23 protein-coding genes and 1 pseudogene are annotated in these 23,823 nt (G+C 67.0%); 6 read left to right on the forward strand and 18 right to left on the reverse strand.

The window, feature by feature from the left end; all coding sequences use genetic code 11:
- Positions 1-11 precede the first annotated feature (11 nt).
- From GA0070216_RS31290 to GA0070216_RS31300, 3 genes are all read right to left on the reverse strand, one after another.
- Positions 12-1,223 carry a hypothetical protein gene (locus GA0070216_RS31290; protein WP_091253707.1) on the reverse strand — a complete coding sequence of 404 codons (1,212 nt, stop codon included), beginning with the start codon at positions 1,221-1,223 and terminating at the stop codon, positions 12-14.
- Between the two features lie 308 nt (positions 1,224-1,531).
- Positions 1,532-1,852, reverse strand: coding sequence for a hypothetical protein (locus tag GA0070216_RS35920; protein WP_245722863.1), 321 nt, complete (start codon positions 1,850-1,852; stop codon positions 1,532-1,534).
- Positions 1,853-3,115: 1,263 nt separating this feature from the next.
- On the reverse strand, positions 3,116-3,313 hold the full coding sequence (locus GA0070216_RS31300) for a hypothetical protein (protein WP_091253710.1): 198 nt from the start codon (positions 3,311-3,313) through the stop codon (positions 3,116-3,118).
- Between the two features lie 292 nt (positions 3,314-3,605).
- Between GA0070216_RS31300 and GA0070216_RS31305 the strand changes: the two genes are divergently transcribed.
- The 3 genes from GA0070216_RS31305 (at position 3,606) to GA0070216_RS34160 (ending at position 5,881) form a co-directional block, all read left to right on the forward strand.
- Positions 3,606-4,379, forward strand: a complete 774-nt coding sequence (locus GA0070216_RS31305) for a DUF6338 family protein (protein ID WP_091253714.1) — start codon at positions 3,606-3,608, stop codon at positions 4,377-4,379.
- A gap of 222 nt (positions 4,380-4,601) precedes the next feature.
- On the forward strand, positions 4,602-5,009 hold the full coding sequence (locus GA0070216_RS31310; protein WP_176739232.1) for a RusA family crossover junction endodeoxyribonuclease: 408 nt from the start codon (positions 4,602-4,604) through the stop codon (positions 5,007-5,009).
- A complete protein-coding gene (locus GA0070216_RS34160) occupies positions 5,006-5,881 on the forward strand; it encodes a hypothetical protein (protein ID WP_141723256.1) in 876 nt (291 codons plus the stop codon). Before GA0070216_RS31310 ends, GA0070216_RS34160 begins: the two co-directional genes overlap by 4 nt.
- Before the next feature lie 270 nt (positions 5,882-6,151).
- Here GA0070216_RS34160 and GA0070216_RS34165 read toward each other — a convergent pair whose 3' ends face one another.
- From GA0070216_RS34165 to GA0070216_RS31385, 15 genes are all read right to left on the reverse strand, one after another.
- The gene (locus GA0070216_RS34165) at positions 6,152-7,180 is read right to left on the reverse strand and encodes a YaaC family protein (protein WP_176739233.1); all 1,029 of its coding nucleotides are present in this window, start codon (positions 7,178-7,180) and stop codon (positions 6,152-6,154) included.
- A gap of 70 nt (positions 7,181-7,250) precedes the next feature.
- Positions 7,251-8,414, reverse strand: a complete 1,164-nt coding sequence (locus tag GA0070216_RS31320; protein ID WP_141723258.1) for a hypothetical protein — start codon at positions 8,412-8,414, stop codon at positions 7,251-7,253.
- The gene (locus GA0070216_RS31325; protein ID WP_091253725.1) at positions 8,411-9,229 is read right to left on the reverse strand and encodes a thiopeptide-type bacteriocin biosynthesis protein; all 819 of its coding nucleotides are present in this window, start codon (positions 9,227-9,229) and stop codon (positions 8,411-8,413) included. The genes GA0070216_RS31320 and GA0070216_RS31325 overlap by 4 nt, the downstream gene beginning before the upstream one ends.
- Positions 9,230-9,243: 14 nt before the next feature.
- Positions 9,244-10,467 carry a lanthionine synthetase C family protein gene (locus tag GA0070216_RS31330; protein WP_218108337.1) on the reverse strand — a complete coding sequence of 408 codons (1,224 nt, stop codon included), beginning with the start codon at positions 10,465-10,467 and terminating at the stop codon, positions 9,244-9,246.
- Entirely contained in the window at positions 10,464-13,475 is a 3,012-nt protein-coding gene (locus tag GA0070216_RS31335; protein ID WP_091253727.1) for a lantibiotic dehydratase, read from the reverse strand. Before GA0070216_RS31335 ends, GA0070216_RS31330 begins: the two co-directional genes overlap by 4 nt.
- A gap of 163 nt (positions 13,476-13,638) precedes the next feature.
- Positions 13,639-13,797: an FxLD family lanthipeptide gene (locus tag GA0070216_RS31340; RefSeq protein WP_091253729.1), complete on the reverse strand. Its 159-nt coding sequence runs from the start codon at positions 13,795-13,797 to the stop codon at positions 13,639-13,641.
- Positions 13,798-13,879: 82 nt separating this feature from the next.
- Complete coding sequence (gene fxlM / locus GA0070216_RS31345) at positions 13,880-15,088, reverse strand: methyltransferase, FxLD system (RefSeq protein WP_091253731.1); 1,209 nt, start codon at positions 15,086-15,088, stop codon at positions 13,880-13,882.
- Between the two features lie 126 nt (positions 15,089-15,214).
- On the reverse strand, positions 15,215-16,438 hold the full coding sequence (gene fxlM, locus GA0070216_RS31350) for a methyltransferase, FxLD system (RefSeq protein ID WP_245722861.1): 1,224 nt from the start codon (positions 16,436-16,438) through the stop codon (positions 15,215-15,217).
- 100 nt (positions 16,439-16,538) lie between these two features.
- The gene (locus tag GA0070216_RS31355) at positions 16,539-17,168 is read right to left on the reverse strand and encodes a 3'-5' exonuclease (RefSeq protein ID WP_091253737.1); all 630 of its coding nucleotides are present in this window, start codon (positions 17,166-17,168) and stop codon (positions 16,539-16,541) included.
- 167 nt (positions 17,169-17,335) lie between these two features.
- Entirely contained in the window at positions 17,336-17,620 is a 285-nt protein-coding gene (locus GA0070216_RS31360; protein WP_141723260.1) for a hypothetical protein, read from the reverse strand.
- The gene (locus GA0070216_RS31365; protein WP_091253743.1) at positions 17,620-18,213 is read right to left on the reverse strand and encodes a hypothetical protein; all 594 of its coding nucleotides are present in this window, start codon (positions 18,211-18,213) and stop codon (positions 17,620-17,622) included. Before GA0070216_RS31365 ends, GA0070216_RS31360 begins: the two co-directional genes overlap by 1 nt.
- 58 nt (positions 18,214-18,271) lie before the next feature.
- On the reverse strand, positions 18,272-18,865 hold the full coding sequence (locus tag GA0070216_RS31370) for a hypothetical protein (RefSeq protein ID WP_091253747.1): 594 nt from the start codon (positions 18,863-18,865) through the stop codon (positions 18,272-18,274).
- 310 nt (positions 18,866-19,175) lie between these two features.
- The gene (locus GA0070216_RS31375) at positions 19,176-19,814 is read right to left on the reverse strand and encodes a GNAT family N-acetyltransferase (protein ID WP_091253750.1); all 639 of its coding nucleotides are present in this window, start codon (positions 19,812-19,814) and stop codon (positions 19,176-19,178) included.
- Positions 19,811-21,325 (reverse strand): APC family permease, encoded by a 1,515-nt coding sequence (locus tag GA0070216_RS31380; protein WP_091253752.1) that lies wholly within the window; start codon positions 21,323-21,325, stop codon positions 19,811-19,813. The genes GA0070216_RS31375 and GA0070216_RS31380 overlap by 4 nt, the downstream gene beginning before the upstream one ends.
- A gap of 31 nt (positions 21,326-21,356) precedes the next feature.
- Entirely contained in the window at positions 21,357-21,986 is a 630-nt protein-coding gene (locus GA0070216_RS31385; RefSeq protein WP_091253756.1) for a GOLPH3/VPS74 family protein, read from the reverse strand.
- 447 nt (positions 21,987-22,433) lie between these two features.
- On the opposite strand from GA0070216_RS31385, the gene GA0070216_RS31390 reads away from it, so the two are divergent.
- The 3 genes and pseudogenes from GA0070216_RS31390 to GA0070216_RS34170 all read left to right on the forward strand — a co-directional run.
- The gene (locus GA0070216_RS31390; RefSeq protein ID WP_091253759.1) at positions 22,434-23,309 is read left to right on the forward strand and encodes a helix-turn-helix domain-containing protein; all 876 of its coding nucleotides are present in this window, start codon (positions 22,434-22,436) and stop codon (positions 23,307-23,309) included.
- Positions 23,302-23,502 carry a DUF397 domain-containing protein gene (locus GA0070216_RS31395; RefSeq protein WP_091253762.1) on the forward strand — a complete coding sequence of 67 codons (201 nt, stop codon included), beginning with the start codon at positions 23,302-23,304 and terminating at the stop codon, positions 23,500-23,502. Before GA0070216_RS31390 ends, GA0070216_RS31395 begins: the two co-directional genes overlap by 8 nt.
- A gap of 221 nt (positions 23,503-23,723) precedes the next feature.
- Positions 23,724-23,823 (forward strand): annotated as a pseudogene (locus GA0070216_RS34170) (IS5 family transposase); the annotation flags it as partial.

Consider the following 23,823-nt stretch of genomic DNA (forward strand, 5'->3'; position numbering starts at 1 on the left):
CTCCGGACTACTCACGCGTGCCTCCGTGCTCGCTCGAACACTCCAGGGGTAAGCCAGGAGGGCACGCTGTCTGGCCGTACTTGGACCGGGCCGGACCACGTCAGCCGGTAGCTGAGTCGTTCATTGTTGCTCGCGGCGACCAGGTCGGCCAGCACGCGGCGCGCCGTTACCCAGTCCATGCCCGACAGCAGTTGCTCGACCGCAACAGAGTCTTCGCCGCTGAGGACCTCTTCGGCGATTCCCGCCAGTCGCTCAGCCTCCGCGTCGGACCACTCTTGCGGGGGTCGCTCATCGCCATCGGGAACCCGGGACCGCGGCGGTGTCGAACGGCCGCTGGTCGGCTGCGGCCTTCCCACAACGGCCTCCGCCAGGTCGGCGACGTCGTGCCACGGGGAAGGTGCGTCAAAGACCTGATCGGCCAGAACTGCCGCGAGCTCCTCCACAGTCGCTCGCCGTGCGAAGCGCCTCCACATCTCGGGCGGCAGCAGGTTCAGCGCCCGTGAGGTCCCAGCTGCGGCTATCAAGCGCGCTGACGCGTTCGTCGAGGCATCTTCGTAGGCGGCGATCGCCGAGCGCAGTTCCCCGCACAAGCGGCTGAGTTCCGGCCAGAACTCCAGCAGGATCTCGTGCACCGCAGACGCCTGGTCGATCAGCGACTTCGCGTTCCACAGCAGTGGGGCGCGCTCCCGCAGCGCCTCCACGGTGCCGCCGATGGTCAGCGCCACGAGTTCGGCGACCAGGAGCCGCAACGCCGTGGTTATCCCGACGACAACGTCGCGGGCTTCCTCAGCTGTACTCTGCCCGCCCTCCAGCCTGGTCTTCTCCATTGTCAGGAGTTGGTGCAACTCTGACTGCCCGCCGCGGGCCAGCATCCGCTGGACGAACAGCATTGACACGTAGCTGGTGAACGAGGCGCGGTGCTCGCGCTGGTAAGGCTTATCAAATGCGGGCTGGATCGCGCCGAGCCTCCGCAGGACGCCGAGGCGGTTTTCGATTACGTCGTCCGGGAAGGCGGCGCATGCCGCCTTCATCTGCTCAACTGTCAGCCCGTCCTCACCCGCGCGGGCAAATGCGGCGAACAGCGTGTCCGTCAGTCGGAATAAGGTCGCGTCATCGATCGCTGCGTCTGCCTTGCGTGCCAGGACAGCGACAATCTGCTCAAACACAGAAACGATGGCTTGCTCGGTCGCCACTGTATCCAATACGCCTTGCTCCTCCACCACATTCTCACTATAGAAGCCCGGGCGTTGGCGTACGAGTTGGTGTCGCCAGTTAGGTACGGCTGAACGTCACCAGGTCACGGCGTAGCAATGGCCTGGCGAGTGTCCGATGAGTAAGACTTCGCCCGGTATGAGCTGGGGCGGAGGGCGGCGATGGTTCTGCGGTCGGAGCGGTGGCTGAAGCTGCGCCGGGTCCGCGCGCTGCATGAGGCGGGGTTGAGTCTGTCGCAGATCACTCGTGAGACCGGGCTCGACCGCAAGACGGTGCGGAAGTATCTGGCGGGCGAGCAGCGCCGGCACCGCCGCAGCGGTCACCGCGTCGGGATGCCCCGGCGTCGGTGTTGAGCCCGTTGGCGCACGTGATCGACGCGCGGCTGCGGGCGGAGTTGCTGTTCAAGGACACGGTGATCCATGAGCGGCTGGTGGAGCAGTACGGGTTCACCGGTAACTACCAGCGGGTGAAGCTGTATCTGCAGGAGGCCCGGCCGCGGATCGCCGCGGAGATGGGTATCGGCCCGGACGAGCTGGCCGGGTTGCACCGCAGGTTTGAGGTGGTGCCCGGTGCGCAGGCGCAGGTCGACTGGGGCGACGAGATCGGCATCCTGGCTCACGTCGGGATCGCCAGGGTCCACTCTTTCCACCTGGTGCTTTCGTATTCGCGTGATCCGTCCTGCTCACATCGACGCCCTGACCGCCTACCGACCCACTGGCAAGGGCCGGGTCGAGCGGCAGGTCACGATCGTGCGGGACCACGTCCTGGCAGGGCGTGGGTTCTCTGTCCCTCGCGGACTTGGACGCCGCCTTCATGGCGTGGGTGCCGATGCGCCGGGCCCCGACCCACCGTACCCACTGCGAGGTCATCGGAGTCCGCGCCGCCCTGCGACCGCTGCCGGCCCGCCCGTATGAGGTCGCCGCACGGCATCTGCGATATGTCGGCAAGGCTGCCCGGTCGCCTACAACGCGAACCTCTACTTCGTCCCGGCCCGCAAGGTCCGGCACCGGCAACTGGTCGGGGTCCGGGCCACCGCCGCGACCGTCGCCATGCACGCCTCTATCGCCGACCAGCACGGCGAGACCCTGCTGGCCAGCCAATTGGGTCGTAACGGCGACTTCCGTTGATCTTGTAGGCCCGCCGTGCTGCTCGACGTGCATGCCGGAGTTTCAAGGCCAAGATCGTCGAGGTGTGCAGGCGCGGGGCCGGACGGTTAGTCAGGTCGCGAAGGAATTCAACCTGATCAAGACCGTGGTGCGGGAGCGAGGGAAGCAGCCGCCCTTGATGGCGGTACCAGCGAGCCGACGAGCTCACCAGCAATGAGCGCGTCGACATCCTGAAACGGAGCTACGCGGAGCCCTGACGGCGTAGTAGCGGCTGGTGCCGCACCGGTGGTACCTCGCGTCACCCTAAATGCACGGCAACCCCCTCTGGGCGCAGGAGGTCAGGCCGACAATCGCGGAAGTGGCCGAGTCCTGCGGAGGGATCGCATCGCTGTCTATCCATATCGACGGCTGCGGCTGTCGCGCCAGCGTCGGACCGCCCTGACCTGCTCGGCTGGTGGCTCCGGCAGCCGGACCGGCGAGGCCGCCTGCGGACACCGCGTCCGCCGGCACCAGATCCCGCAGGCTCGGCATCCCGGCCGCCGACCCCAACGCCGTCGTAGCCGCGCTACTCGAACACGATGTCCACGTCACCTGCGCCATCGACGGAACGCTGACCATCACCGAGATCCCCACCTGGGTGGCGATACACCGACCACCCGCGATCCCGCATCAGCAGCAAGCGGCAGAAGCCCTTATCGAGCCACCCTCAGCGGCCGTGAAGACCACCCGTGGGGGGCCAACGTGTCCGAGCGGTACGTCCGAAGCTCGCCCCGCGAGGATCTACGGGCTCGTCGACGTCATGGACGTCGGCGGGCCTCGGGATCGACGATCGTCTGCCCGGGCACGTCGACACGCCAGAACCGGGTGCTACCCACAGTGACGACCAACGCCAGACCCGGGAGCTGGTGCTCGTCGCCCATCTTCCCGGCCAACTGCAACGCCGATCCGACGCCGTTGCCGGTGTGCCGGCGCACGGTGTTGCGTCCCTCGACCATGGTGGGCGGAGCGTCGCTGGGCCAGGTCGCACCCCACCCCCGAAGATCCTCCGGCGTGACTACACTGAGTGTCCACTCTTTTAGGAGGATCAGTGGCAGAGCAGCCCGTCCGCGCGACAGAGGTCAGCGGAAACCGCCCCGGCGGTACCTTCTCCGAGAACCATGGACAGCAGATGGTTCAGTCAGCGGGTCCCCTGCCGCCTCGTCCCACCACGGCCCCGCCCAGCCCACCCCCGGCGTCGGGTGCGACATCAGCGCCCCCGAGCAGCGCCGATTGATTTAGCCCCGTGCTGTGATCCCCTCATCGCTGGCTGGGCTTCTACTTCTGGTCCTGCTCGTCGCGCCCGGCCTCGCATACGTGCTGCGACTCGAACGGGCAGTACCGGCGCAGGCACTTACCGCGTTCCGCGAGACCGTACGCGTCGTCCTCGTCAGCGTCGCCTGCCTCGTCACCACCGCAATCATCGCAGCCGGCGTCCGATGGGCGTTTCCGGAACGTACCCCGAACTTTCGTGGGCTGATCCGCGAACCAGACGCGTTCGCACGCACCCATCACGTCCAGTTGGCATGGTGGGCGCTCGCGCTGGTCATGTTCGCAACCATACTGGGATGGGTCGCGGCTGACCCTCGCCTCGCGCGATGGGTGTCTGACATGAACCAGCGGGCCCCGATGAAGTACCTCACCGGCCCTACGACCATCCGTCCGACTTCCGCTTGGTATCAGGCTTTTCACGCCTACGACAAGCCGGAAGAGCTACCAAGGACCGCGTCACCAACCGGACCGATCTACGTCGGTGCGCAGATGAACGACGGCACCTACATCTACGGTTGGCTGCGGCACTACAGCATCAGAACGGATGAGGACGACAGCCGCGAGATTTGCCTGATGGCCCCCATCGAGATGACGGCAGCAAACGGCACCAAAACGCTGCTTCCCGCACACTTCACGATCATTTCTGCCCGGAACATCGTCCGCTTGGACGTCACTCACCTCGCACCCCCCACGGACCCGATAACAGCACCTGCTCAGGAAGAGGATCCGGAGGTTCAGGCCGATCCTGTCTGAGGCATCGAGCAAGGACTCGCCCGGAGCGCCCCATCCCGGGTAGCGGCTCCATGCCGACCAGCTCGCAGGATGCCTGTGGGCGCACGTCGCCGTTCGGGCCGACCGTACATCTCGGCAGCTCAGCGCTCTCTCGCAACCGCCACAGCTGCCCGCAGGTGCGTCTGTACCGAGGCTGGCCGCCCTCGTCAAACGGGGCGAGAGGGCATCAAGTACACTCCGCGGGTGATTTCGCTGCCGTGGGACTTCTGGGTGCCAGGGGTGCCGGCGTCCGTCCAAGCCTCGTCGGTTACCCGGCAGCGATGGAAGGCGAAGGTCGCCGCTTCGGCTACGGGAGCTTGGCCAGCAGGCGAGCAGCCCCTCACCGACAAGATCCAGATCCACATCACCTACTACCACGACAGCGCGCCGCTTGACGTCGACAATATGATCAAGCCGATACAGGACGCGCTTTGCGAGATCGTCTACGTGGATGATAATCAACTGACCGATACGCATGGTCACTTGCGTGACATTAATGCCGCATATCGCGTTAAAGGGATGACTCCGGCCCAGGCGGACGGCTTCGTCTCCAATGGGCCGTTTGTGCATATTCGCATCGAAGCTGCGCCAGCAGCTGGGGAGCTCCCATGATCACCTCCCATCCGCCCAACTCGCAGCCCGAGATCCTTCAGCAAGTTGTTGCGGAGCTTCGGAAGGAGGGCTGGTCGACAAACGTCGAGCCTCGTGGAACCTTGCTACCCGAGACGTTGCGAGATTTCACGCCTGACCTAATCGCGAGTCGTGGGGACGAAATCCTCGTCGTTGAATTTGCCTCTCGACAGACGGCCAAGAGCGAGCAAATCGATGCACTATCTCGCAGAGTGGCGGCGCTGCCTCGTGCGCGATTTGAGGTCTATTGGCTGGGCGACACTCCGGAGCACGAACCTGCATTGCTAGATGTTCTTAAGCTGACGAACGAAGCGTCTTTAATTAGCGAACTGAGCCCGGCTGCTGGCTTGCTAACGGCATGGGCTGCACTTGAAGGTGCAATTACTCACTTTGCAACCAAGGCGGGTGAGGCCAGCTCTTGGCAGCCACCACGACGATTGCTATCAACGCTTTCGAGTAAGGGACTCATCAATGAGGCCGATTTCGATCGACTAATCAAACTATCCACTCTGCGAAACATTATCGCCCACCAGGGTCGACCAATGACACCCGCCAGAGCAGACATAAAGTATCTTATAGAATTTACACAACGCCTAGCAACGGGAAAGTACATCTCTTCTGATCAGATGGCGGAGTGGTTTCTAGAGCACTATGAAGATCCAGTGAACCAGCTCCCTTATGATCACCATGAGGGCGGTTACCAGTATTTCGACAACGGCCCACATGACGCAGGCGATATCATGCGCGATAAGTTCCCAGACGCCACAGAGGCGGATATCGAAGAAGCTGTGAGGCTCGTTGAGGAAACCTCGACTGATTGGGTAACGAAGCGGGGCACTGAACCGCCAGATTGACCGAATACCGGGCCAGGCGCGATATGGAAAGCCTGCCGGGCTTCGGCCTGCCGATCGGCGAGATAAAGGGCTCCGCGTAGCGCGCAGTATGAGAGAGAAGTCTTTAGCAGGTGTCGGGGCTGTTACGTGAGCTTGGTGCACCGGCGTACCTGAGAACGAGCTCTTGGGGTAGCCCTGTGCCGGTTGCTGACGATTTCTAGACCGTCTAGCTGCTCGGTCATGTCGCTTTCGGCGTGCGGCCTTTCGCCTGCCGCACGCCGAAAGCACTCCTCAGCGGACAGCTCTAATCGTAGAAGCGATAAGCCCTGGAACAGCGGACAGCGCCTCTGCCAGAAGGTGCTCGATTGGTACCGCGTGTGAACTGCGGTCGACGTTGATGTAGGTTGCCCACTCGGCGGGCTGGTAGCGTGCAAGCATCGAGAGCGTATAGAGCACCGCCCACCAGGTCATGAGCGGATGCATTGGATGCTTGTTCTCGCCAACGACAGGCACGAGATAGAAGCTGCGGTACGCTTCGCCATGTTTAGTCGCGATCGTCTCGAAGTAAGCGCGCCGGGCCTGATCCTCTACCGAACGACCGTTGTCGACCACGAGGTTGAGGTGAACCTCGCCTCGCCCGCTGCTGTAGATGACAACTGCCGGATCGGCGTCCGGCCCATCGTCGGCCTTAACGTAGGAGTAACCGCGCAGCGTCGGGTACGACCGTAAGTACAATGCGAGATCCTTCCTGAGGGAAGCCGACTCGGCTAGCTCTCTCGGCAGGCCGCATAGCGAGACGCCCAACAGTGGATGCGGCTCACCGAAATCGTGGTACTCCAGAAGATGTGCCGTCCGACGTCTATCGTCGTTTCGTAGCGGCCACTCGATGGTTTGCGGCAACGCATCCCACAGCGCCGTCAACTCGACTGCCTCAGCATCCTTGTCCCAGATCGGAGAGTCTAGGACGGCTGAGAGTCGGACGAAGCTTCCCCGTACCCCCTCCGCGTAAACTCGGACGGCAGGCAAAGCCACAGTGAGGTCACCACGATTGATCCCGTGTCCACTCAACCGCCAGTTGTCACGAACGGACCTCGCAGCCGCGATGATCGCTCTTCCGGCCTGACTGATCCCGTAGTACAGCAAAATCGGAGCCGTAGCGGGGCCAACCGCGGACGCTGCCTTAAATAGCTGTTCTGACTGCTCCAGGGCCGCTACGTACGTTGCACGCCGCTCGGAGTTATTAACGGTGGCGGCCGGCGGATCCGAGCGGCTGGATCGTAGTGCCGCCCAGGTCGCGGAGTCATCGTTCGTTCTAGACATGGAACACATGCTCTCCATGTTGATGCCAACATGCCAGCTCATTTTTGATCATCAAGGTACTGCGCTACGCTCAGGAGGTGTCTCGGTAAGGCCCCCGTCGAACAGGGGACGTCTCAACCTCGCCGATGACGCCGCGCTCGTCAGCGAGACCTGCGGGTTGGGGAGCCTGACTTCGGCCCTTCTGCGTAAGAACCGCTTCGGCGGCGTCCAGAACTTGGTTCAGCGTTACGACGTGTTCCTCTGGCATTACGCGGAGATCGAGGCCGCAGTCGGAAACGAGACGGGTGAGCTGTCCGGCCACCCGGTCGTACGCGATGCTCATGCATAGTGGGTGGGCTAGGAGTTCGCGGGCGGCGTAGCCGTCGGCCGCAGCATCATGCGTTAGCTTCACTGCGAGTTGCTCGCGTTGGGGTTGGCTGGCGTCGAGAGCGTCAACGAGGGTGAGACCCAGTCTCGTGCGGAAGACTACTTGTTCCCGGCCGGCGGGTCCGAGCGCCTGATAGGCGCTCAGCGCGGCGGTCACTCGATCGGCTGCACCCCGGGCGGGCACGTGCAAGTACAGACAGGTGGTGATGGCCTGCTCCCATGGTTCGCCGGGCCTGGTCGCGCTCAGAGTCGCGAGTGCCTGGTCGTAGCGGCCCGCTACGAGATGGCTGACGACGGTAATCTGCCTGCCGTCGAGCATGCGTGCGCCGACTCCCTTGTACCGTTTGAGACGGTGGCTGGCCTCATCCCATAGCCCGGCGGCCGCGAGGGCGTGGGCGCCGGTGCCGAGCAACACTGTCCACAGCCAGGTTCGGGCCTTGGTGTAGGTGGCGGGAGTTTGGGTGAGGCGGGCGGCTGGGATGGCGATGCCGTCGATCACGGTGTCGGTGCGGGTGTCGATTGCCTGGAAGAGGGTTTCCAACAGCTTCCAGGCAGCAACGCCGTCACCTGCGCGGATGCTGAGCCGGGCGAGGTTCACTATGGGTTCGAGTGCGTGCTGGGGATCGTGGTCATGGCCGATCGCGGCGATGGCGAGCCGGTGGCACCAGGTGCGTGCCAGGCTGGGCACCCCGCAGTCAGATGCCAGGAGGGCGGCGAGATTGAACACCGCGGTCGCCGAGGCGGCGTCATGGCGCTCTTGGGCGAGCGCGGCACGTTCTTGAAGGTCGTGTATCCGCTGGGCCAGCGGTGTGCAGGCGGGTCGGGGTCGGGCGATCAGGGGAAACCGGCGGGCGACAGCAGGGTTCATGAGCCACCGCCTGATGCGGGAGCGTTGGTCGAGGGGTCGGGGCCGAAGATGACGTTCTTGGCGGCAGTGGCGATGGCGGCTTGCCGGAGGCCAGGGACGCTGCGCCGGTTCCAGGCGAAGATCACGTGGTGGGCGAGGGTGGCGCGTAGACCCCTGCGCAGATGTCCGCCCTGGTTGAGCTGTCGGAGGGCGTCACCGGCGGTGGCGTATGCCTCGAACAGCGTGCGACAGCCGGCCAGGGGCGCCTCGTAGCGGATGAGGCTGGCCGGGTCCACGGTGAGGAGCCTCTTCGTGGCGGCTTGCAGGGAGTCAACGGTGGGGGCCTTGGGAGGATCGCGGTGGTCGGCCATCCGTGCCCACACGTCGCCTTGCTCGTACCAGTCTAGTCCCGCAGCTCGCATCATTGCCGCACACAGCATGATCGACAGTTCGGGTTCGCGTGCTGCTGTGTCAGGGCTGTTGGTGAGCAGGTGGCGGCTGTCGTGGTGCCAGAGCTGGTGGGCGGTGTCCATGGCTTCGGCACCGCCGAAGGCGTGGGTTTCGGGCTCGTAGATGCCGGCTATGGCGGAGTCGATGTGGCGGGCTCGTGTGAGCCGGTCCAGCTCGCTGGTCACGTAGCGTTCGGCGTCGCTCGTGCCCGCACTGGGGAGGTAGCGCAGCCGCCAGTCGCTCTTGCGGACGTAGAACCAGGTGGTGATGAGCTGGCGGGCCTCGGCCTCGGTCAGGACCGGCGCGAGATGCGCGATGGCTAGCTGTTCGGCGGCATGGGGGTCAGCGAAGGTGATCGTGGTCTGTTGCCACTGGGGTGACGTCATCTGCGTCTTCGTGCTCAGGAGAGGGCGAGGAAGGTGTCCCAGCCGGTGGCTGGGGCGCCGGTCGTGGCGGTGTGGAGGGCGAGCGCGGCTCCTGCGGTGCCGTTCATCAGCTCCGGCTCGATGTGGGTGTCGGCGTCGAGCTGGCTGGCGAGTTCGGCGGCGAGGCCGGGTATCTCGGCGGTGAGCTGGGCCTTGCGGTGTGGGTCGGTGCTGTCGGCGGCCATCCGGCAGGCGGATTGGAGAAGTCCGGCTTTGCCGTGGCAGAGGCCGACCTCGGGGAGCCGTTCGCGCTGGCGGGTGTCGGTGAGTTCGGCGAGCATCGCGTTCTCTGCCTGCTGCTGGCGGGTGCTGTCGTGTTGGGCGAGTCCGGCGAGTTGCTGTGCGCGGGCGATGCCTGGGGTGCCGTAGCACCAGGAGGGCCGGTGCCGTTTGGGTCCGGCGTCGGGGACGACGTATCCGGGCCACCATGTCGCGCCCGGGTCGTCTTGACGGTGCTGGTCGGTCCAGCCGCAGAGCGCTGCGAGTGCGGCGTGTGCTGTGGGGGTGTCGTGGCCGTGGAGGATGGCGTAGGCGAGCGTGGCGATGATCGCGCTGGTGCCGTGGGCCGTGCCGATGTTGCCGTGGCCATGGGGGAAGTCAGCGGCGGGTGTGCCGCCGAGGCCGGAGTGCAGCCACCACGGCGGGCTGGTGATGTTGCCGTTGAGGGGTTCGGTGATGCGAGTGAGGTAGGCGACCAGTTCCCGGCTGACGGGGTGGTCGGGCTGGGCGTGCAGGTGGTAGAGGGCGAGTCCGGTCAGGCCATGTACGAGATCGAACTCGTACATGTTCAGCGGTTCGCGGCGGTCGATGCGGGCGTGTGCGGCGGCCAGTCGCTGCCGGGTGAGGATGATCGTGACGTCGTTGAGGCTGGCGTAGGCGCGGTGGTATCCGCCCAGTGCGCGGGCGCTGTGCAGCATGAATGCCAGTGCGGGGGCACCGTGGAACGGGTCGGAGTTGCGCCCGATGCTGACGGGCTCACTGACTGCGGCGCGTATCCAGCTGTCGGCCGTCGCTTCATCGCCGTGTCCGCCGGTGGCGCGCTCGATGTGCAGCAGGGCTATACCCACCGCGCCTCCGGCCAGTGATTGCGGCCGAGTCCGCCCGTCGGGTGACGGGTCGACGATCGAAGGGTTCGCGAGTCTGGCGCAGGCGGCGGTGAGTGCGTTCACCGGGTTGGCGGTGATGGTGGGGGTGGTCACGGGGTGCTCCTTGTCTTCCAGCTGAGTGCGGCGGCGCGGGCGAGGTGCAGGCAGGCGCGTTCGCTGTCCAGGTCGAGTCCGATAACGCGGACGTGGTGCAGGTGCAGCAGGTCGGGTAGCAGATCGACCGGCGGGGTAGCGCTGGTGGCGGATAGGTGGTCTCGCCAGGCGGCCACTGCGCGACGACGGTCGGCCCACCGTTGGATCAGCGCCTTACCGCCGGGTAAGGACGTCAGGGCGGTGTGGTCGAACGGGTTGGCCAAGAGGATGGCTTGGTCGTATAGGGGGCGGGCCGGTGCTGGCCGGTGCGTACGGGTGCGGGAGATCAGCCATCGCAGAGCCTCGTTCAAATTGCCGATGACGGCGGCGACGAGATCGACCATGCTGGCGGCGGTCAGCGCCTGCCGGTTCGCGTCCGGACATCGCAGGGTGACGGCCAGCTCGGCAAGCGTGGCTTCCGAGTCGGCGGCGAACACGGCTGTGGTGGCCTGGTACGCGGCCGGGCCGCCGAAGCGGCCGGGCTCGGGGAAGTCGGTGTCCCACTGGGCTCGGCGGGTCAGGTCGGCGTCACGCAGTTGCCGCACCCAACTGGTGATGGCTTCGATGGGTAGGCCGTTGAGTCGCAGCCGTAGGTGGGGCTCGGGGTCGGCGTGGCGCAGGAACCACGACGAGCCGTCCGGGCGCTGGGCCAGTAGCCGGGGCAGATGGCTGCTCAGGATCGTGGTTTGCTCGCTCGGTCGGGCGTAGATCTTCAGGTAATGGTGGCTGCCGCCAGGCAGGTCGCCGTGGGTGCGAACGTCGACCGGGGGGCTGCTCAGGCGTGGCGCTGCTGGCCTCGGGCCGGTCGCGGTCAGTGGGATCACGATCTCGTGCGGGTGTCCGCCGATCCATCCGTTGCCTTCAGGGATGACCCGGAGCAGCGCGGTGGGTTCGCGGGTCAGGTGGTCGCGCAGTACCGCCCGGTGAGCGGGCTCGTGCAGATCGAGACCGAGGGTCTGATCACCGACGCCGAGCCAGACGGCGGCAGGGCAGCCGGTGGTCTGCCGCCAGGCGGCGAGCGTCTGGTCCCACTGCTGCCAGGTGGCTTGCCGGTCAGGTAGCTCGGCTGCGGTCAGTTGCCAGCGGGCAGGGCTCAACAGGGTGCGGCCGTAGCGCAGTGCGGGCAGGAACGGTAGTCCTTTGGCCGCTGGACCCCACTCCATCGGTGAACAGGCGGTCGCCAGGGCAACGGGCGCTTCGGCCAGGAATCGGGTGAGTGGGTGGGCGTGCCGTACCGGTTCAACTGCGTTGACCGCGACCGGCTGTAGCGCGCGCTGGCGGGAGATCGACACCAGGTACAGGCGGTGGGCGTCGGCCGTCACCGCGATGTCGTCCAACCCGATAACGTCCTGCGATGCTGGGTGGTATTCCCCCACCGGGATCAGGTGAGGTAGCACCGGGGCGGCGCGGTTGACGTCCAAGCTGACGGTGTAGCGGGTGACCGCTGCCAGCTGTGCCAGTAGCGCTCCCTCGCTGGCTGGCGGGATGTCGGCTGCGCGGGAGGCTATCCGGCGCCGCTGGCCTTCGCCGAACAGGTCGAGGAACCGGCCCGCGGTCGAGAAGGCTTGCGTGGACGCCCGTACGATCGACAGCTGAAAGTCTCCGTCCTCGATAGCGCACACCGAATCAGCGTGGACGCGCACGGTCAGTTCGGCGGTCGGGAAGATTTCGTTCGGCGCCGCGCCGGCCACCTGCTCCAGCAAGGCGTCATCGAGGACCACCTCGTGCTCACGGCGCAGCGCCGCCCGCAGTGCCAGGACGAGCAACCTCCGGTCCCGATCGGTCACCAGGGCCGCTTCCTCGGCAGGCTCGCCGGTGGATCCCGCCGGGTACCCGAGGCCAACCTGAGCATCGACCGCGTCCAGGACGGGTACCAGGGCATGTAGGCCGTAGCGGTTCAGGAAGCGCTCGTGCCAGTCACGCCACCTTGGCAGGGTTGGGCGGGCGAGACGGGCCAGCACGGCGGCGGCCCGGCCTGCTTCTGCCGTCACCGTCGTGGGCAGGACGAGATCGCAGTCCAAACGAAGATCGACTCCGATCGCCGGGGAAGGGCTGATCATCGCGGCGGCGTCGCCGAGATCCCGGCGACGGGCGTCAGCCGTCGCCATGTTCGGCGCGTTGTCGTGTCGCGCCTGAAGGTGGCGCAAGGTACGCAGCTGGTTGAGCAGCCCGCTCGCATTGCCGCTCGCGGACGTAGCGTTATCCAGTTCGTCTACGAGGTGCGGGAGGGGGTCTGGTGCGGTCGATGGTGGGCGCAGGCTGGTCAACAGGAGCCGCTGCGACACCATCTGGCTGATCAGCCGTTCGGCATCGTTGTGCGGTGCCCCGTGCTCGGCCGCGAGCTTGTCGCGAAGGTCAGCCCACCGGATCGGCTCGGCGGCCAGCGCCAGCACGGCGCGGACAGAGTCGGTCGCCTTGATCCGCAGATGCGCCGGCGCACCCCGAGGATCGCTCGTCGCGGCCCGGTACTCCAACACCACCTGCCCTGACCGCTGCACAAGCAGGTTGTTCGCGCGCACCGTCAGGTGCGGGCGCACCTGTGGGTCGGATTCCAGGCCATCGAGAACACGTGCCAGCCAGGCCGCCGGGATACGGGCGAAGGGCCGATGGGCAGTGCCCCAGCGGATACCGCCGGTGCGGTTCGCGGTGGCAGGGGCGACGCCTGCGAACAGCCCGAAGGGTGTGGCGCGACTGGTAGCCCGCAGCAGGTAGCGCATGACGGCGAGCACCACCCGGCGGACGTCGGCTTGCGCCAGCTCACCGCTGACAGCAGCCGTGGTCCGCCCAGCGAGATCCGGTGAGGCGTGTCCCAGCGCGGCGGCGAATCCGGGGATCGTCAGGGCCTGCTCGAGCCACTGCCGCCAACTGGCCGCCGCGTCGCTGCTGGCCAGGTCAGGCCATTGCCCGAGGAGGCCGGGGTGTAGCACAGACGCGCGGAGCATCAAGGCGTCGTTGACGCTGCGGTACACACCGACCTCCCTAGGGCGTGATCAACTGTCAATGAGTGGGATGCCCGGCCCTGTCTCCTAAGACCGGGCATCCCTGACCCGATGTGGTGGCTCCGATCTATGGCCAGGTCGGCAGGACCGGGCTAGCGATCAGAGCGCGCTACCAGCGGTGCGGTGCGGCGGGTCAGCAGCTGGTGCAGGCCGACTCGCACGTGCTGCCGCAGCTGTCCTCGGTCATCTTGATGATGTGCTCGACGGTGCTACCGGCCTCGATGAACTCGATGTCGAGGTCGAACGCGTCAAGCGCGCCCTCGACGTCGGGCAGGGTGGCGAGCTGGGTCATGGACAACCTCCTTGAGAGGGATGGATAGGGTTTCCCCGGCGCTCACCTCCGCGTCGGTTGCGGAGGTGAGCGCCGAAGTCTTTTAGGACCAGTTGACGGCCAGGACGCCGTGTCGCTTGGTCGTGTGCCACCCGGTCAGGCCGCTGGCGTCGGCGGTGTTCGGGTGGTAGGTGATGCGCGCTGCGTTGCGCCGGAAGTAGCGGCCCGCCCAGGTGCGGATCATGTCGAGCAGCTCGCTGGCGACCTGGTCGGCCTGCGGGCCGTGGGCGATGACGCCGGTCTCATAGCCGCTTACGGTGTCCGGGTTCTCGCGTTTGATGCGGTAGGCGAAGGTGTCCCCGCGCACCAGCGCCGGGGTGCCCAGACGCACCGTGCGGTTGACCACGCCCTGATCGACGGCCTCCTGTGCGGCGTGCAGCATCGGCAGCTCCGGACCGCTGGTCAGCAGGTACAGCTCCAGCTCGTCGGGCATGTCGAACGGCGTGCCCGACCAGCTCTCCACCGGTGCGGTGTGGAGCGCCTTGCGCAGCGCCGGCACGTCGAAGGTGAGGTCGCTGCTCTGGTCGACGCGCAGACCGACATCGGGGGTAACGGCGATCAGCTGCTCGTCGGCGGCGCCGTCGCCCTGCATCGGCACGAACTTGCCGAGCCGGTAGTTGTCGGCCGTCAGCACGTGATCGTCGGGGGTGCGGGCGAAGGCGATGAGCCGGGTTATTCCGGCGAAGCGCAGCGGCACGACGATCCGGCCGTCCGGGGTGAGCTGATCGAGCCAGGCGGGCGGGATGTCCCAGGCCCCGACCGTGACGATGATCCGGTCGAACGGCGCGTACTGGCTCACGCCGTGCTCGGCGTCGGCCAGGATAACGTTGACCTGCTCGTACCCGGCCCGTTGCAAGCCCGCGCGGGCGCGGTCGATGACGTCGGCGTCAATGTCGACGGTCGTGGCCGAGCCGGTCGGCCCGACCATCTCCGCGATCAGCGCGGCGTTGTAACCGCCGGAGCCGATCTCCAGCACGTTCATGCCCGGCCGTACGTCGGCCTGTTCGAGCTGGATGGCCTGGATGTGCGAGGCGGACACCACGCTCGTCTGGCGACCCTGGGCGTCGATCTTGGGAACCAGGGTGGTGTTGGTCTGGTAGACCTTCTCCAGCAGCTCGCCCGGCGCGAAGTCGTGGCGGGGCACCGCCATCATGGCCGCGGCGACGGCTTCGGTGGTGATGAGCCCCTCGTCGCGCAGCGCAGTCACCATGGCCTGGCGCAAGGTAGTGAAGTCGTCAACCTGCAACGTCATCTCGATCCTTCTGGGGTAGAGGGCTGTCGGCTGCCTACATGCCGCTTCGCCCGGTGGGTCTGGTTGGTAATCCGGTAGTGCCTGTAATAAGCCCTGGCCTGCGCGTTCGCCGAGCGGAGAGTTCAGCTACTCGCGGGGCCAGGAGATCGTGAGGACGCCGTGGGTCTTGTCCATGACCGTGGCGTCGGCGGAAATCCGGGCGGGGTCGCTGCCGGTGGGCCAGTAGGCGAAGGTGGGCGACGTGCGGTGGCCCTCGCGATCCCACGCGCGGATCTGCTCGACCATCGCAGCGGCGGCCACCTGCCCATCGGCGCCGTAGGCGCGGGCTCCGAACTCGGCGCCAGCGCCTTCCAGGGCGTCACGCAACGCCAGGTAGGCGAACCCGGCCTCCTGCACGACGGCGAACGGGAACCAGCGCTTCTGGGCGGCAAGGGCAGTCCCCTCGTCAGCGGACAGGCGGCAGAACCCGTCGGCGTACCAGGCGAGCCACAGGTGCAGGTCGGCGAAGGAGACCCCGTGCTCGATCGTGACACCAGACCAGACCTCGATCTGATCGGTTGCCAGCACACCATCGAGCTGGCTCATGTTCGCCGGCGCGTCGGAGTCGAACGTCAACCGGACCTTCCGGCCACTGGGTTCGGGCAGCTCGAGTACCTGGTCGGTACGGCTACCGTCGCCTTGCATCGGTACGAAGCCCGCGACCTCCGTCGCGGTGCTGACCAGGTGGTCGCCGTCGCGCCGGAAACCAATCACCCGCGTGACGTTGTTCATGATCAGCGGCAGGACGAGCACGCCGTCCGGCCGGAGCTGCCGCAGCCAGGCCGGGGCGACGTCCCACGCGCCGACCGTGACGATGATGGCGTCGAACGGACCCTCCCCCGGCACGCCGCGCTCGGCGTCGGCGACCAAGACACGGACCCGGCTGCTGTGGCCGATGGCGTCCAGCGCCGACGCGGCCCGGTCGATGACCTCCGGGTCGATGTCGATACTGACCACGCGGCCCTGCGACCCGACCACTTCCGCGAGGTAAGCAGCGTTCAGCCCACCGGAGCCGACCTCCAGCACCGTCATGCCGGGACGCAGATCGGCCAGCTCCAGCATCCGGGCCTGGATGTAGGCCGCGGACACCGAGGACATCGCCCGGCCGTGCCCGTCGCGCTTGGTCACCACCGAGCGGTCGTAGCCGTACACCACGGCGAGGTCGGTGTCGTCAGGCATGAACTGCTCGCGGGGCACACGGCGGAATGCGGCCTCCACCGCGTCGGACATGATCATTCCCTGGGTGCGCAGTTCCGCGACCAGCACGTCTCGCATCTCAGCAGTGCGCTCGGCATCAACAACCTGGACCACTCGACACTCCTTCGTTCATCTCGGCCGGACACCACCTGCCGCGTTGCTGATCGGCACAGCTCCGCACAGGCAGACAATCGGGGTGGGCGCGGGGCCGGGTTCAGCCGAACAAGCCCGGCTGGTCGGCAGAGCTGGGGAGGGCAACCTCGGCCGCCAAGCGAAGACTGTCGAAGGTCGGCGGCTTCGTCGGCCACAGCCGGTAGACGAGCTTCGGCAACAGATAGGCGGTCGCGACCGTGTCCCAGTACGCGCGGTGAGGATGGCTGCTTCCGGCCGCCGCCTGCATCGTCTCGCGCAGCTGTAGCCGTTCCACGAGGGCGGACAAGGAGCGGTCGGGGAAGTCCATCGTCCGGGCCAGCGCGAGGGTGTCGAGCAGACCTGCTGGTCGCAGCGTGGGCACGCGCCTGCTCAGCAGCCGCCAGTCCACGTTGATGTTGTGTCCTAGCAGCCATCGCCCATCGATCAGCTCGGCCAGTCTCGGCGCGAACTGCTCCATCGCAGGTGCCTTGGCCAGGGCCGCATCGGTCAGCCCGGGTGAGATCCAGGGCCGCTGAGGTATCGACCTTCCGGGGTTGACCAACGAGGTGAACGCCTGGTCAAGGTCCAGCTGCCCGTGCACGAGGGGAACGGCCGCCACTTCCAGGATCGCCTCGACGTCGCGGTCTTGGGCGCCGCTGCCCTCCAAGTCGAGAGCGACGATCGGGGTGTCGTGCCAGAGCTGCGAAGCCATCTGTGTGAGTTTCCCGTACGTAGCGTTAGTCATTTCACACCGCGCCGCCTGCTCGAACTGTTCGCGTCCGCCGGCCAGCGTCGAGACCCGCTCAGGGTCTGCGAGATGGCCGTCGAATGAGCGGCCGTGAGGAAGCCCCACACGCTGCTACCGAAGCGCATAGCTGCTCACGCCCCCTTCTGGGTTCGCGCAGGGCGCAGCGCGACGATGAGGGCTCGTTCGCCGGAGGCGGTCAGACTGATGGTCATTGCGCGCTGGTGGGGCACCAGGTCGACAAGCCGCAGGCTCAGCAGCAGGTTGACCGCGTCGCGGACGGTCGTCTCCTTGACGCTGGCATGGATCTTCAACGCCTCGGTCAGCGTGCCAACGGTCCATTGCCGTCCGGGCTGCTCGACCAAAGCCTGATAGATCCGCCTGCGTGCCGAGGTCGGCCGGTTCAACACGGCTTCCATCACGGCGCTCCCGTCGGCGCGGCGGACGCGGCGGAACCGGTGGCGAGCACCCACATGGCCCGCCGGGCGTGGGGACACGGCGCCCAGCAGAAGTGGGCCAGGTAGGCGCAAGCGGCGCACATGCCGTGCTCGTCTGTGTGATGTATACCGAGGGTGGTGCGTGCCTGGCCGGCCTCAGCAGTCCCTGGAGCGTCCGGCGCACCGCTCGCTGAGACGGTGTCGCCGTGGCGGGAGTCTTGTGCGGGCCTGTCGCGCAGCCGGAGGCGGGTGGCATGAACCGTCTCGACCATCGTCTCGTCGGAGCCGGGCACGGTGTAGGCGACCAGGGCGGAGCTGCCGATCGTGCTGTGGACGGTGGCGGGCAGCCATGCGCTGCCGATGTACGCCCACACGCGGGTACTGGGGGTGCAGCTGCCGATGGCTGCGGGTGCGTGGTCGCAAGGGCCGTGCGCAGGCGGGCCACTGCCGGGCGTTGTGCTCGCCTGTCCGGGAATGATCTTCTTGATCAGGGTGAGCAGCAGGCCGCCGATGGTGTGCGTAGTCCGGGCCGGTGCCGCCAGGGGCGGCGTCGCAGGTGTGACGCGGGTTGTCATCGTCTCCTCCAAGGACGCTCGGGGTGGGCGGTACCGGCCCGGCTTCGCCGGGTGTCGGTTACACCGACACACCGTTTGCGGGGGCGAGGCCGCCTCGGCGGTCCACGGTCAGGTAGAGGCTGTAGTCGTTCAGTACGAATCCCGGCACGCCGTATTCGGAGGCCAGGAGCACGCCGGTGTTGCGCTCGAACAGCAGGGAGAAACGAGTACCGCCGTCGGCGACGGTGACTCCGATCGCCTTGCGCCCAGCCCGGTCGGTGGCCTCGCCGAGGAAGCTCACTCCCGGCTGGACGGCCACCAGGCGCAGCAGCGCCGCCCGCGCGGCGCGATCGAGGTAGGTCTCGCGATACAGGCTCCTGATGGTGTCGAAGAAGACCAACGGCGGCATCGTGATGTCGCACGCCGGCAGGCACGAGACCGTCGACGGGCGGCCTCCATAGCCCGCGCCGAGGACACGCGCCAGCTCGGCCGGATTTACCCACGGGGTTCTTGGCGGTTCGCGGAACGACTCCACCTCATCAGCACTGCGGGTCGTCCGTTGCGGCTTGATCGGGTCGAAGACGCGGCGCACGCCGATCTGGGCCATGTCGAACGTGCGGGCCCACAGCCCAGTAAGGCGTTTCTCAGACCGGATCTGGGAGCCGTCCTCCACCTGCCAGGTCTCGGTAAGGAACCCGATGATCTGATCGTCGGCCCGTGCCCACTGCTCGATCTTGGTGTAGCAGTACCCGCCGTGGGGGCGTCGGCCGGGGTGGACTCCAGCAGGTCGGCCATCGCAATCAGCGGTCCCGCCGCGTCGGCAGGCGGCGTCGGTGAGTTGGCCGCCACCGGTGGCCTCGTTGCGTTGGCCGCCACGGGGGACGGCACTGCCGAAGGGTCTCGGGGTACCAAAAGGATCGCGAAGACCGCGACCGCGACTGGCCCGATCCATCGGTGGCCCGGCATAAGAATGGAGGAAGCGGTCATGACCGGCTGTCGTTCTTCTGCGCAGACACCTGGTGGACAGAGGGGTTGCGCCACATGGGCCACAGGGGCGGCCCGTCGTCGGGGAGGTGGAACACGCCCCGCTGCTGGTAGGCGTGCCGCAGGTACAGGTCGCGGCTGCGGGCCAGGCTCGCTTCCAGGTACGCCGGGACGCCTTCGGCGTCAAGCACTGCGTGGTGATGGCGCAGCAGCGCCGAGCCGACGCCACGCGACTGCTCGCCGGGCAGCACGCCCAGGAAGGCCAGATAGTGGTGGAACACGCCGCGCGGGTGGTGCTGGTCCAGCGTGTGGTCGAGCGCGCGGAACTGTTCGACCCACCAGCCGGTGGCTCCAGCGAGCCGCTCGTCGTAGTCGTCCGGTGGGGCGCTGTCAGTGCGGGGCTGCCAGATGGCCACGCCGGTGAGGTCGTCGGTGACGTCCACGATGCCGTGGTCCAGGCCATGGCGAACGAAGATCTCGAAGTACGGCAGATAGACCTTCCGACGCACCCCGACGTCCGGTATCAGCCAGTCGCCGACCGGCGAGATCAGGAAGGCGTCGGTCAGCAGCGTCGAGAGCTGCTCGATGTCGGCTGCCTGCGCCCGGCGGATTGTGAGGCGCACCGGCGTGGTGGTCATGGCTGGCCTGCCTCGGCCAGGCTGGGCACGAGCGTGAACGGGCTGGCCGGTGCCGCGTTGGCACCCATGCCGACCGCGACGTAGACGTCCGGGTTCCACGCCTTCAGCAGACCCGCCCGCACCAGGCCCAGCGCAGCGGCGGCAGCGAACGACGCGGGGAACAACCAGCGCAGCGGCGAGTCCGCGCCGACGCCGAGCAGCACGTCGAACTGTGCGACGGTCAGGTACAGCATCCAGACCAGCGCGGCGGTCGCCAGGACGGGAGCGCCGATCCTGCGCCAGGAGGGCTCCCCCCGGTGGTCGCGGGCGAAGAAGCCGATGACCGCGACCGAGGTCAGGGTCATCAGGATGAGGACCCCGAGTCCGCCGGACACGGTGACCCAGAAGAACAGGTGGATGATCGGGTCAGCCTGTGCGATGGCGTAGCCGACCAAGACGACGAACGCGAGGACGCTCTGAGCGATCGAGCCGGCTTTCGGGGCTCCGGTGCGCCGGCTGGTGCGGCCGAGAACGCCCGGCAGGACCCGCTCACGCCCGAGGCTGAACAGGTAGCGGCCCACCGTGTGGTGGAAGGACAGCAGGGCGGCGAACAGTGAGGTCACGAACAGCATGTGGCCCAGGTCGACGAAGAACTGCCCGAGGTGCGGCTGCACCAGCGTGAAGATCAGCTCGGTGCTGTGCTCCTGTGCGGCGGACACGATCTTGTCCGGGCCGGTGGCCACGGTGAGCGCCCACGCCGAACCCCCGTAGAGCAGGCCGGTCACGGCGACGGCGATGTAGGTCGCGCGGGCGACCGTACGCCTCGGGTCGCGGGTTTCCTCCGAGAAGACGGTGGTCGCCTCGAACCCCACGAAGCCGGTCACCGCGGTCACCAAGGCCGCGCCGATCCCCGAGGCCACCAGGAAGCCCGGCGACAGCGTCGAGAAGCTGACCACGCCGTCGACCGGGTGGGCGACCATGACGATCGCGAACACGGCCGCGACCGCGACCTCGGCGGCGAGCATGACGGCCAGGACGATGCCGTTGAGGTCGATCCGCATGACGCCGAGGACGCCGACGACGGCCCAGCCCGCCAGGGCGCAGACCCACCAGGCGACGGAGACATCGAACCGGTCGTTCAGCCAGCCGGACAGGACCGCGCCGAAACCGCCGTAGAGCCCGATCTGCATCGCGTTGTAGGCCAGGATCGCGATCATGGCCGCGCTGACGCCCGACGGTCGGCCGATGCCCCGGCTGATGTAGCTGTAGAAGCTCCCGGCGTTGACCAGGTACCGGGACATCGAGACGTAGCCCACGGTGAACAGCGCCAGGATGATCGCGACCGCCAGGTACGCGACCGGGATGCCTTCGCTACCGGTGATGGCGAAGCCGCTGGTAGCGCCCCCGGCGGTCACGGTGAGCGGCGCGGCGGCGGCCATAACGAAGATCACTACCGCTGTCGTGCCGAGTCGGCTGCGTGCCAGCGTGCTGGCCACGTTGCTCGATGTTGCGGGTATGTCTGGGTTTCGCATAAAAGAAAGCTCCCGAGGAGGGGTGGGTGTGTCAGGTGCGGTGGGCGAGCACCGCGTCACCGATGGCCGCGTGGGTGTGGTGCAGCAGCGAGCGCATCAGGGGCCAGAGCCGGCCGACCTGGTGACGCAGGAACTCGGAGGTCGCGGAGGTAGCGCCGTCGAGCAGGAACGACTCCAGGCCAGTGGCCAGGACGAGTCCGGCGAGTGCGAGATCGTCGTAGTTCAGCGGTTCGTGTCGCCTCAACCGCTGCGACAGCAACGCCCAGGGCTTGGCGGCCACGTTCATGTCGACCGGTACGTACAGCACTCCGGTCTGGCGACCGAGTCTGCGTACGGGTGATATCCGCACGTGGCCGTTTCGCAGCAGGCGTTGCGCAAGCTGGGTTTGGGCTTGCTTGCTGAGGAAGTTGAGCCAGGTACGGATGTCGTGCCGGCGGCCCTCCTCGGCGATGAGCTGGTCGAGGATGACGTGCATCAGCGAGTCCTCGGGCGGGCGCCGGTCAGCGACGGAAATGGCAGAGTCCTCGACGTGGACACGCCTCGTGCCGATCAGCTCAGCCAGTAAGGCAGCGGCGCAGCCTAGATCGACCGCGAGGGGGTGCAGGCGAGGCTTGCCCGTCACGTCGTTGTGGGCGAGCCGGAAGTAGTCATTGCCGAGCATCGGACCGGCCTCCCTCGTTGACGATCATGAAAAGCCCTGACCCCCAGCCCGCCGCCGCGCTCTCGACAGCTACGACGGCGGGCGGGCGCTAGGTGCGGCACGTAGCGGCGGGTATGGTCAGCCGCAGCGCGTCGCGCTGCAGGCTGTCCGCCATCCCGTACGGCTTCGCCGCAGGTGGTGACCTCGGCCGGGCGTAAACCCGGAATCCGGCCCCCGGTGATCGATACATCGTTTGTGGTAGGTCCACCTTCATGGACAGTCCGCATAACCCGGAATCCCGGACTACCACTTGATCTGGCACCCATTCTGTTGCCCAGATGCCTTCTGACCTGCTGCTTCGTGGGGGCGGATGGCGTCTGCCGGGCTTCGGTCGGCAAAACCAGGGTTACGCTGCCGCGTGGCCGGTACGCGCTCGCCCTCCGGCACGAGTTCGGCCGGAGGTGTGTCGTGATCAGCCCGCTCGTACGTCGGCGCAGGCTCGCCATGGAACTGATCGGCCTGCGCGACGAACACGGCTACTCGTCAGCTCGCGTCGCCACCGAGATCGGTGTTGCGCGCCAGCGAATCTCCCGGCTTGAGAACGGCCACGTCGCTCCGGACCTCGATGAGACCATGCGGATTCTTCAGCTGTTCGGCGTTGACGAGGCGCGATGGCAACAGATCATGACCATCGCCCGGGAAGCGCAGGAGCGCGGCTGGTGGGCCAAGTACGCCGACGAGATGGGCAACCGCCAGGCCCTCTACGCGAACCTGGAAGCCGGTGCGAGTGAGATTCGCGAGTACCAGATGGTCTACCTGCCCGGTCTGCTACAGATCCCGGCCTACACCGAGGCCCGCGTGCTGATGGACCGGCCCGCTGCGGCAACCTACAGCCACACCCGAGCCCTCGAAGCGCGCGCCGGCCGCCAGCGTATGTTGGGGCGACCCGGCGGCCCTAGCTACGAAGTGATCATCGATGAACTCGCCGTGCGTCGCTTCGCCGCACCCGCCCCGGTCATCGCCGACCAGCTCGACCACCTGGTGACAATGGGACACGAGCGTCCGCCGATCACCATCAGGGTTCTTCCCCTCGTCGCCCAGATCCGCCAACACGACGTGCCCCGATCGGCGTTCTTCGCGTACCGATACCCCGACCCGCACGATCCTGTTGTCGTCGCCGTCGACACGGTGACCAACGACCTCGTGCTGACGGAAGAGGTAGAAGTCACCCGATATCTTTCCCTGTACGACAGGCTCAGGGATGCGGCCATGCCGCCGAACGACAGTCTCAACTTCCTGGCCGCAGTGGCCGAGGAGATCAGGAGGAATTCTCACCATGAATAGCGCGATGTTCGGCCCTTGGCGCAAGTCAACCCGAAGCGGCGGCGCCGACAACTGTGTCGAGGTCGCCACTGCACCGGACCGGCACATTGGTGTTCGGGACTCTAAGAACCCCCACGGCGGCGTCCTGGTGTTCGGACCGGACGTCTGGTCTGCCTTCGTTGAGGGGGTACGGGAAGGCGAGGTCGACCTCTAACTGGACGTTTCCTTCACCTTCGCGCCAGTGTGACCGATTGGCGCCCCGGCCTTGGCGGGGCAACATGTCCCACTCGGGCCAGAATAGCCCCATCCCACCCGGCTCCACCCTGACCGGAAACGCAGCATTTCACCCCGGGATCGTGTCTGGTTCACATTCGGCTATACATCGACGGACATGACGTCCGCCGACCCGGTGCCACGGCACCGTACGCCTGAATCATGACCGCGCGACGAGCCTATCCGTCCGACCTATCCGACGCCCGATGGGCCCTGATCGCACCCCGTCTGACCGCATGGCGGCAGGCCCGCACCGACGCCG

The organism is Micromonospora matsumotoense (assembly GCF_900091525.1).
Classification (GTDB): domain Bacteria; phylum Actinomycetota; class Actinomycetes; order Mycobacteriales; family Micromonosporaceae; genus Micromonospora; species Micromonospora matsumotoensis.

What these genes read in the sequence shown, in the direction of transcription:
- GA0070216_RS31300 (WP_091253710.1), bottom strand. Translation starts at nt 3,313, where the DNA reads ATGGTCGAGGGACGCAACACCGTGCGCCGGCACACCGGCAACGGCGTC.
- GA0070216_RS34160 (WP_141723256.1), top strand. Translation starts at nt 5,006, where the DNA reads ATGATCACCTCCCATCCGCCCAACTCGCAGCCCGAGATCCTTCAGCAA.
- GA0070216_RS34165 (WP_176739233.1), bottom strand. Translation starts at nt 7,180, where the DNA reads ATGTCTAGAACGAACGATGACTCCGCGACCTGGGCGGCACTACGATCC.
- GA0070216_RS31320 (WP_141723258.1), bottom strand. Translation starts at nt 8,414, where the DNA reads ATGAACCCTGCTGTCGCCCGCCGGTTTCCCCTGATCGCCCGACCCCGA.
- GA0070216_RS31325 (WP_091253725.1), bottom strand. Translation starts at nt 9,229, where the DNA reads ATGACGTCACCCCAGTGGCAACAGACCACGATCACCTTCGCTGACCCC.
- GA0070216_RS31340 (WP_091253729.1), bottom strand. Translation starts at nt 13,797, where the DNA reads ATGACCCAGCTCGCCACCCTGCCCGACGTCGAGGGCGCGCTTGACGCG.
- fxlM (WP_091253731.1), bottom strand. Translation starts at nt 15,088, where the DNA reads ATGACGTTGCAGGTTGACGACTTCACTACCTTGCGCCAGGCCATGGTG.
- GA0070216_RS31355 (WP_091253737.1), bottom strand. Translation starts at nt 17,168, where the DNA reads ATGGCTTCGCAGCTCTGGCACGACACCCCGATCGTCGCTCTCGACTTG.
- GA0070216_RS31360 (WP_141723260.1), bottom strand. Translation starts at nt 17,620, where the DNA reads ATGGAAGCCGTGTTGAACCGGCCGACCTCGGCACGCAGGCGGATCTAT.
- GA0070216_RS31365 (WP_091253743.1), bottom strand. Translation starts at nt 18,213, where the DNA reads ATGACAACCCGCGTCACACCTGCGACGCCGCCCCTGGCGGCACCGGCC.
- GA0070216_RS31375 (WP_091253750.1), bottom strand. Translation starts at nt 19,814, where the DNA reads ATGACCACCACGCCGGTGCGCCTCACAATCCGCCGGGCGCAGGCAGCC.
- GA0070216_RS31380 (WP_091253752.1), bottom strand. Translation starts at nt 21,325, where the DNA reads ATGCGAAACCCAGACATACCCGCAACATCGAGCAACGTGGCCAGCACG.
- GA0070216_RS31385 (WP_091253756.1), bottom strand. Translation starts at nt 21,986, where the DNA reads ATGCTCGGCAATGACTACTTCCGGCTCGCCCACAACGACGTGACGGGC.
- GA0070216_RS31395 (WP_091253762.1), top strand. Translation starts at nt 23,302, where the DNA reads ATGAATAGCGCGATGTTCGGCCCTTGGCGCAAGTCAACCCGAAGCGGC.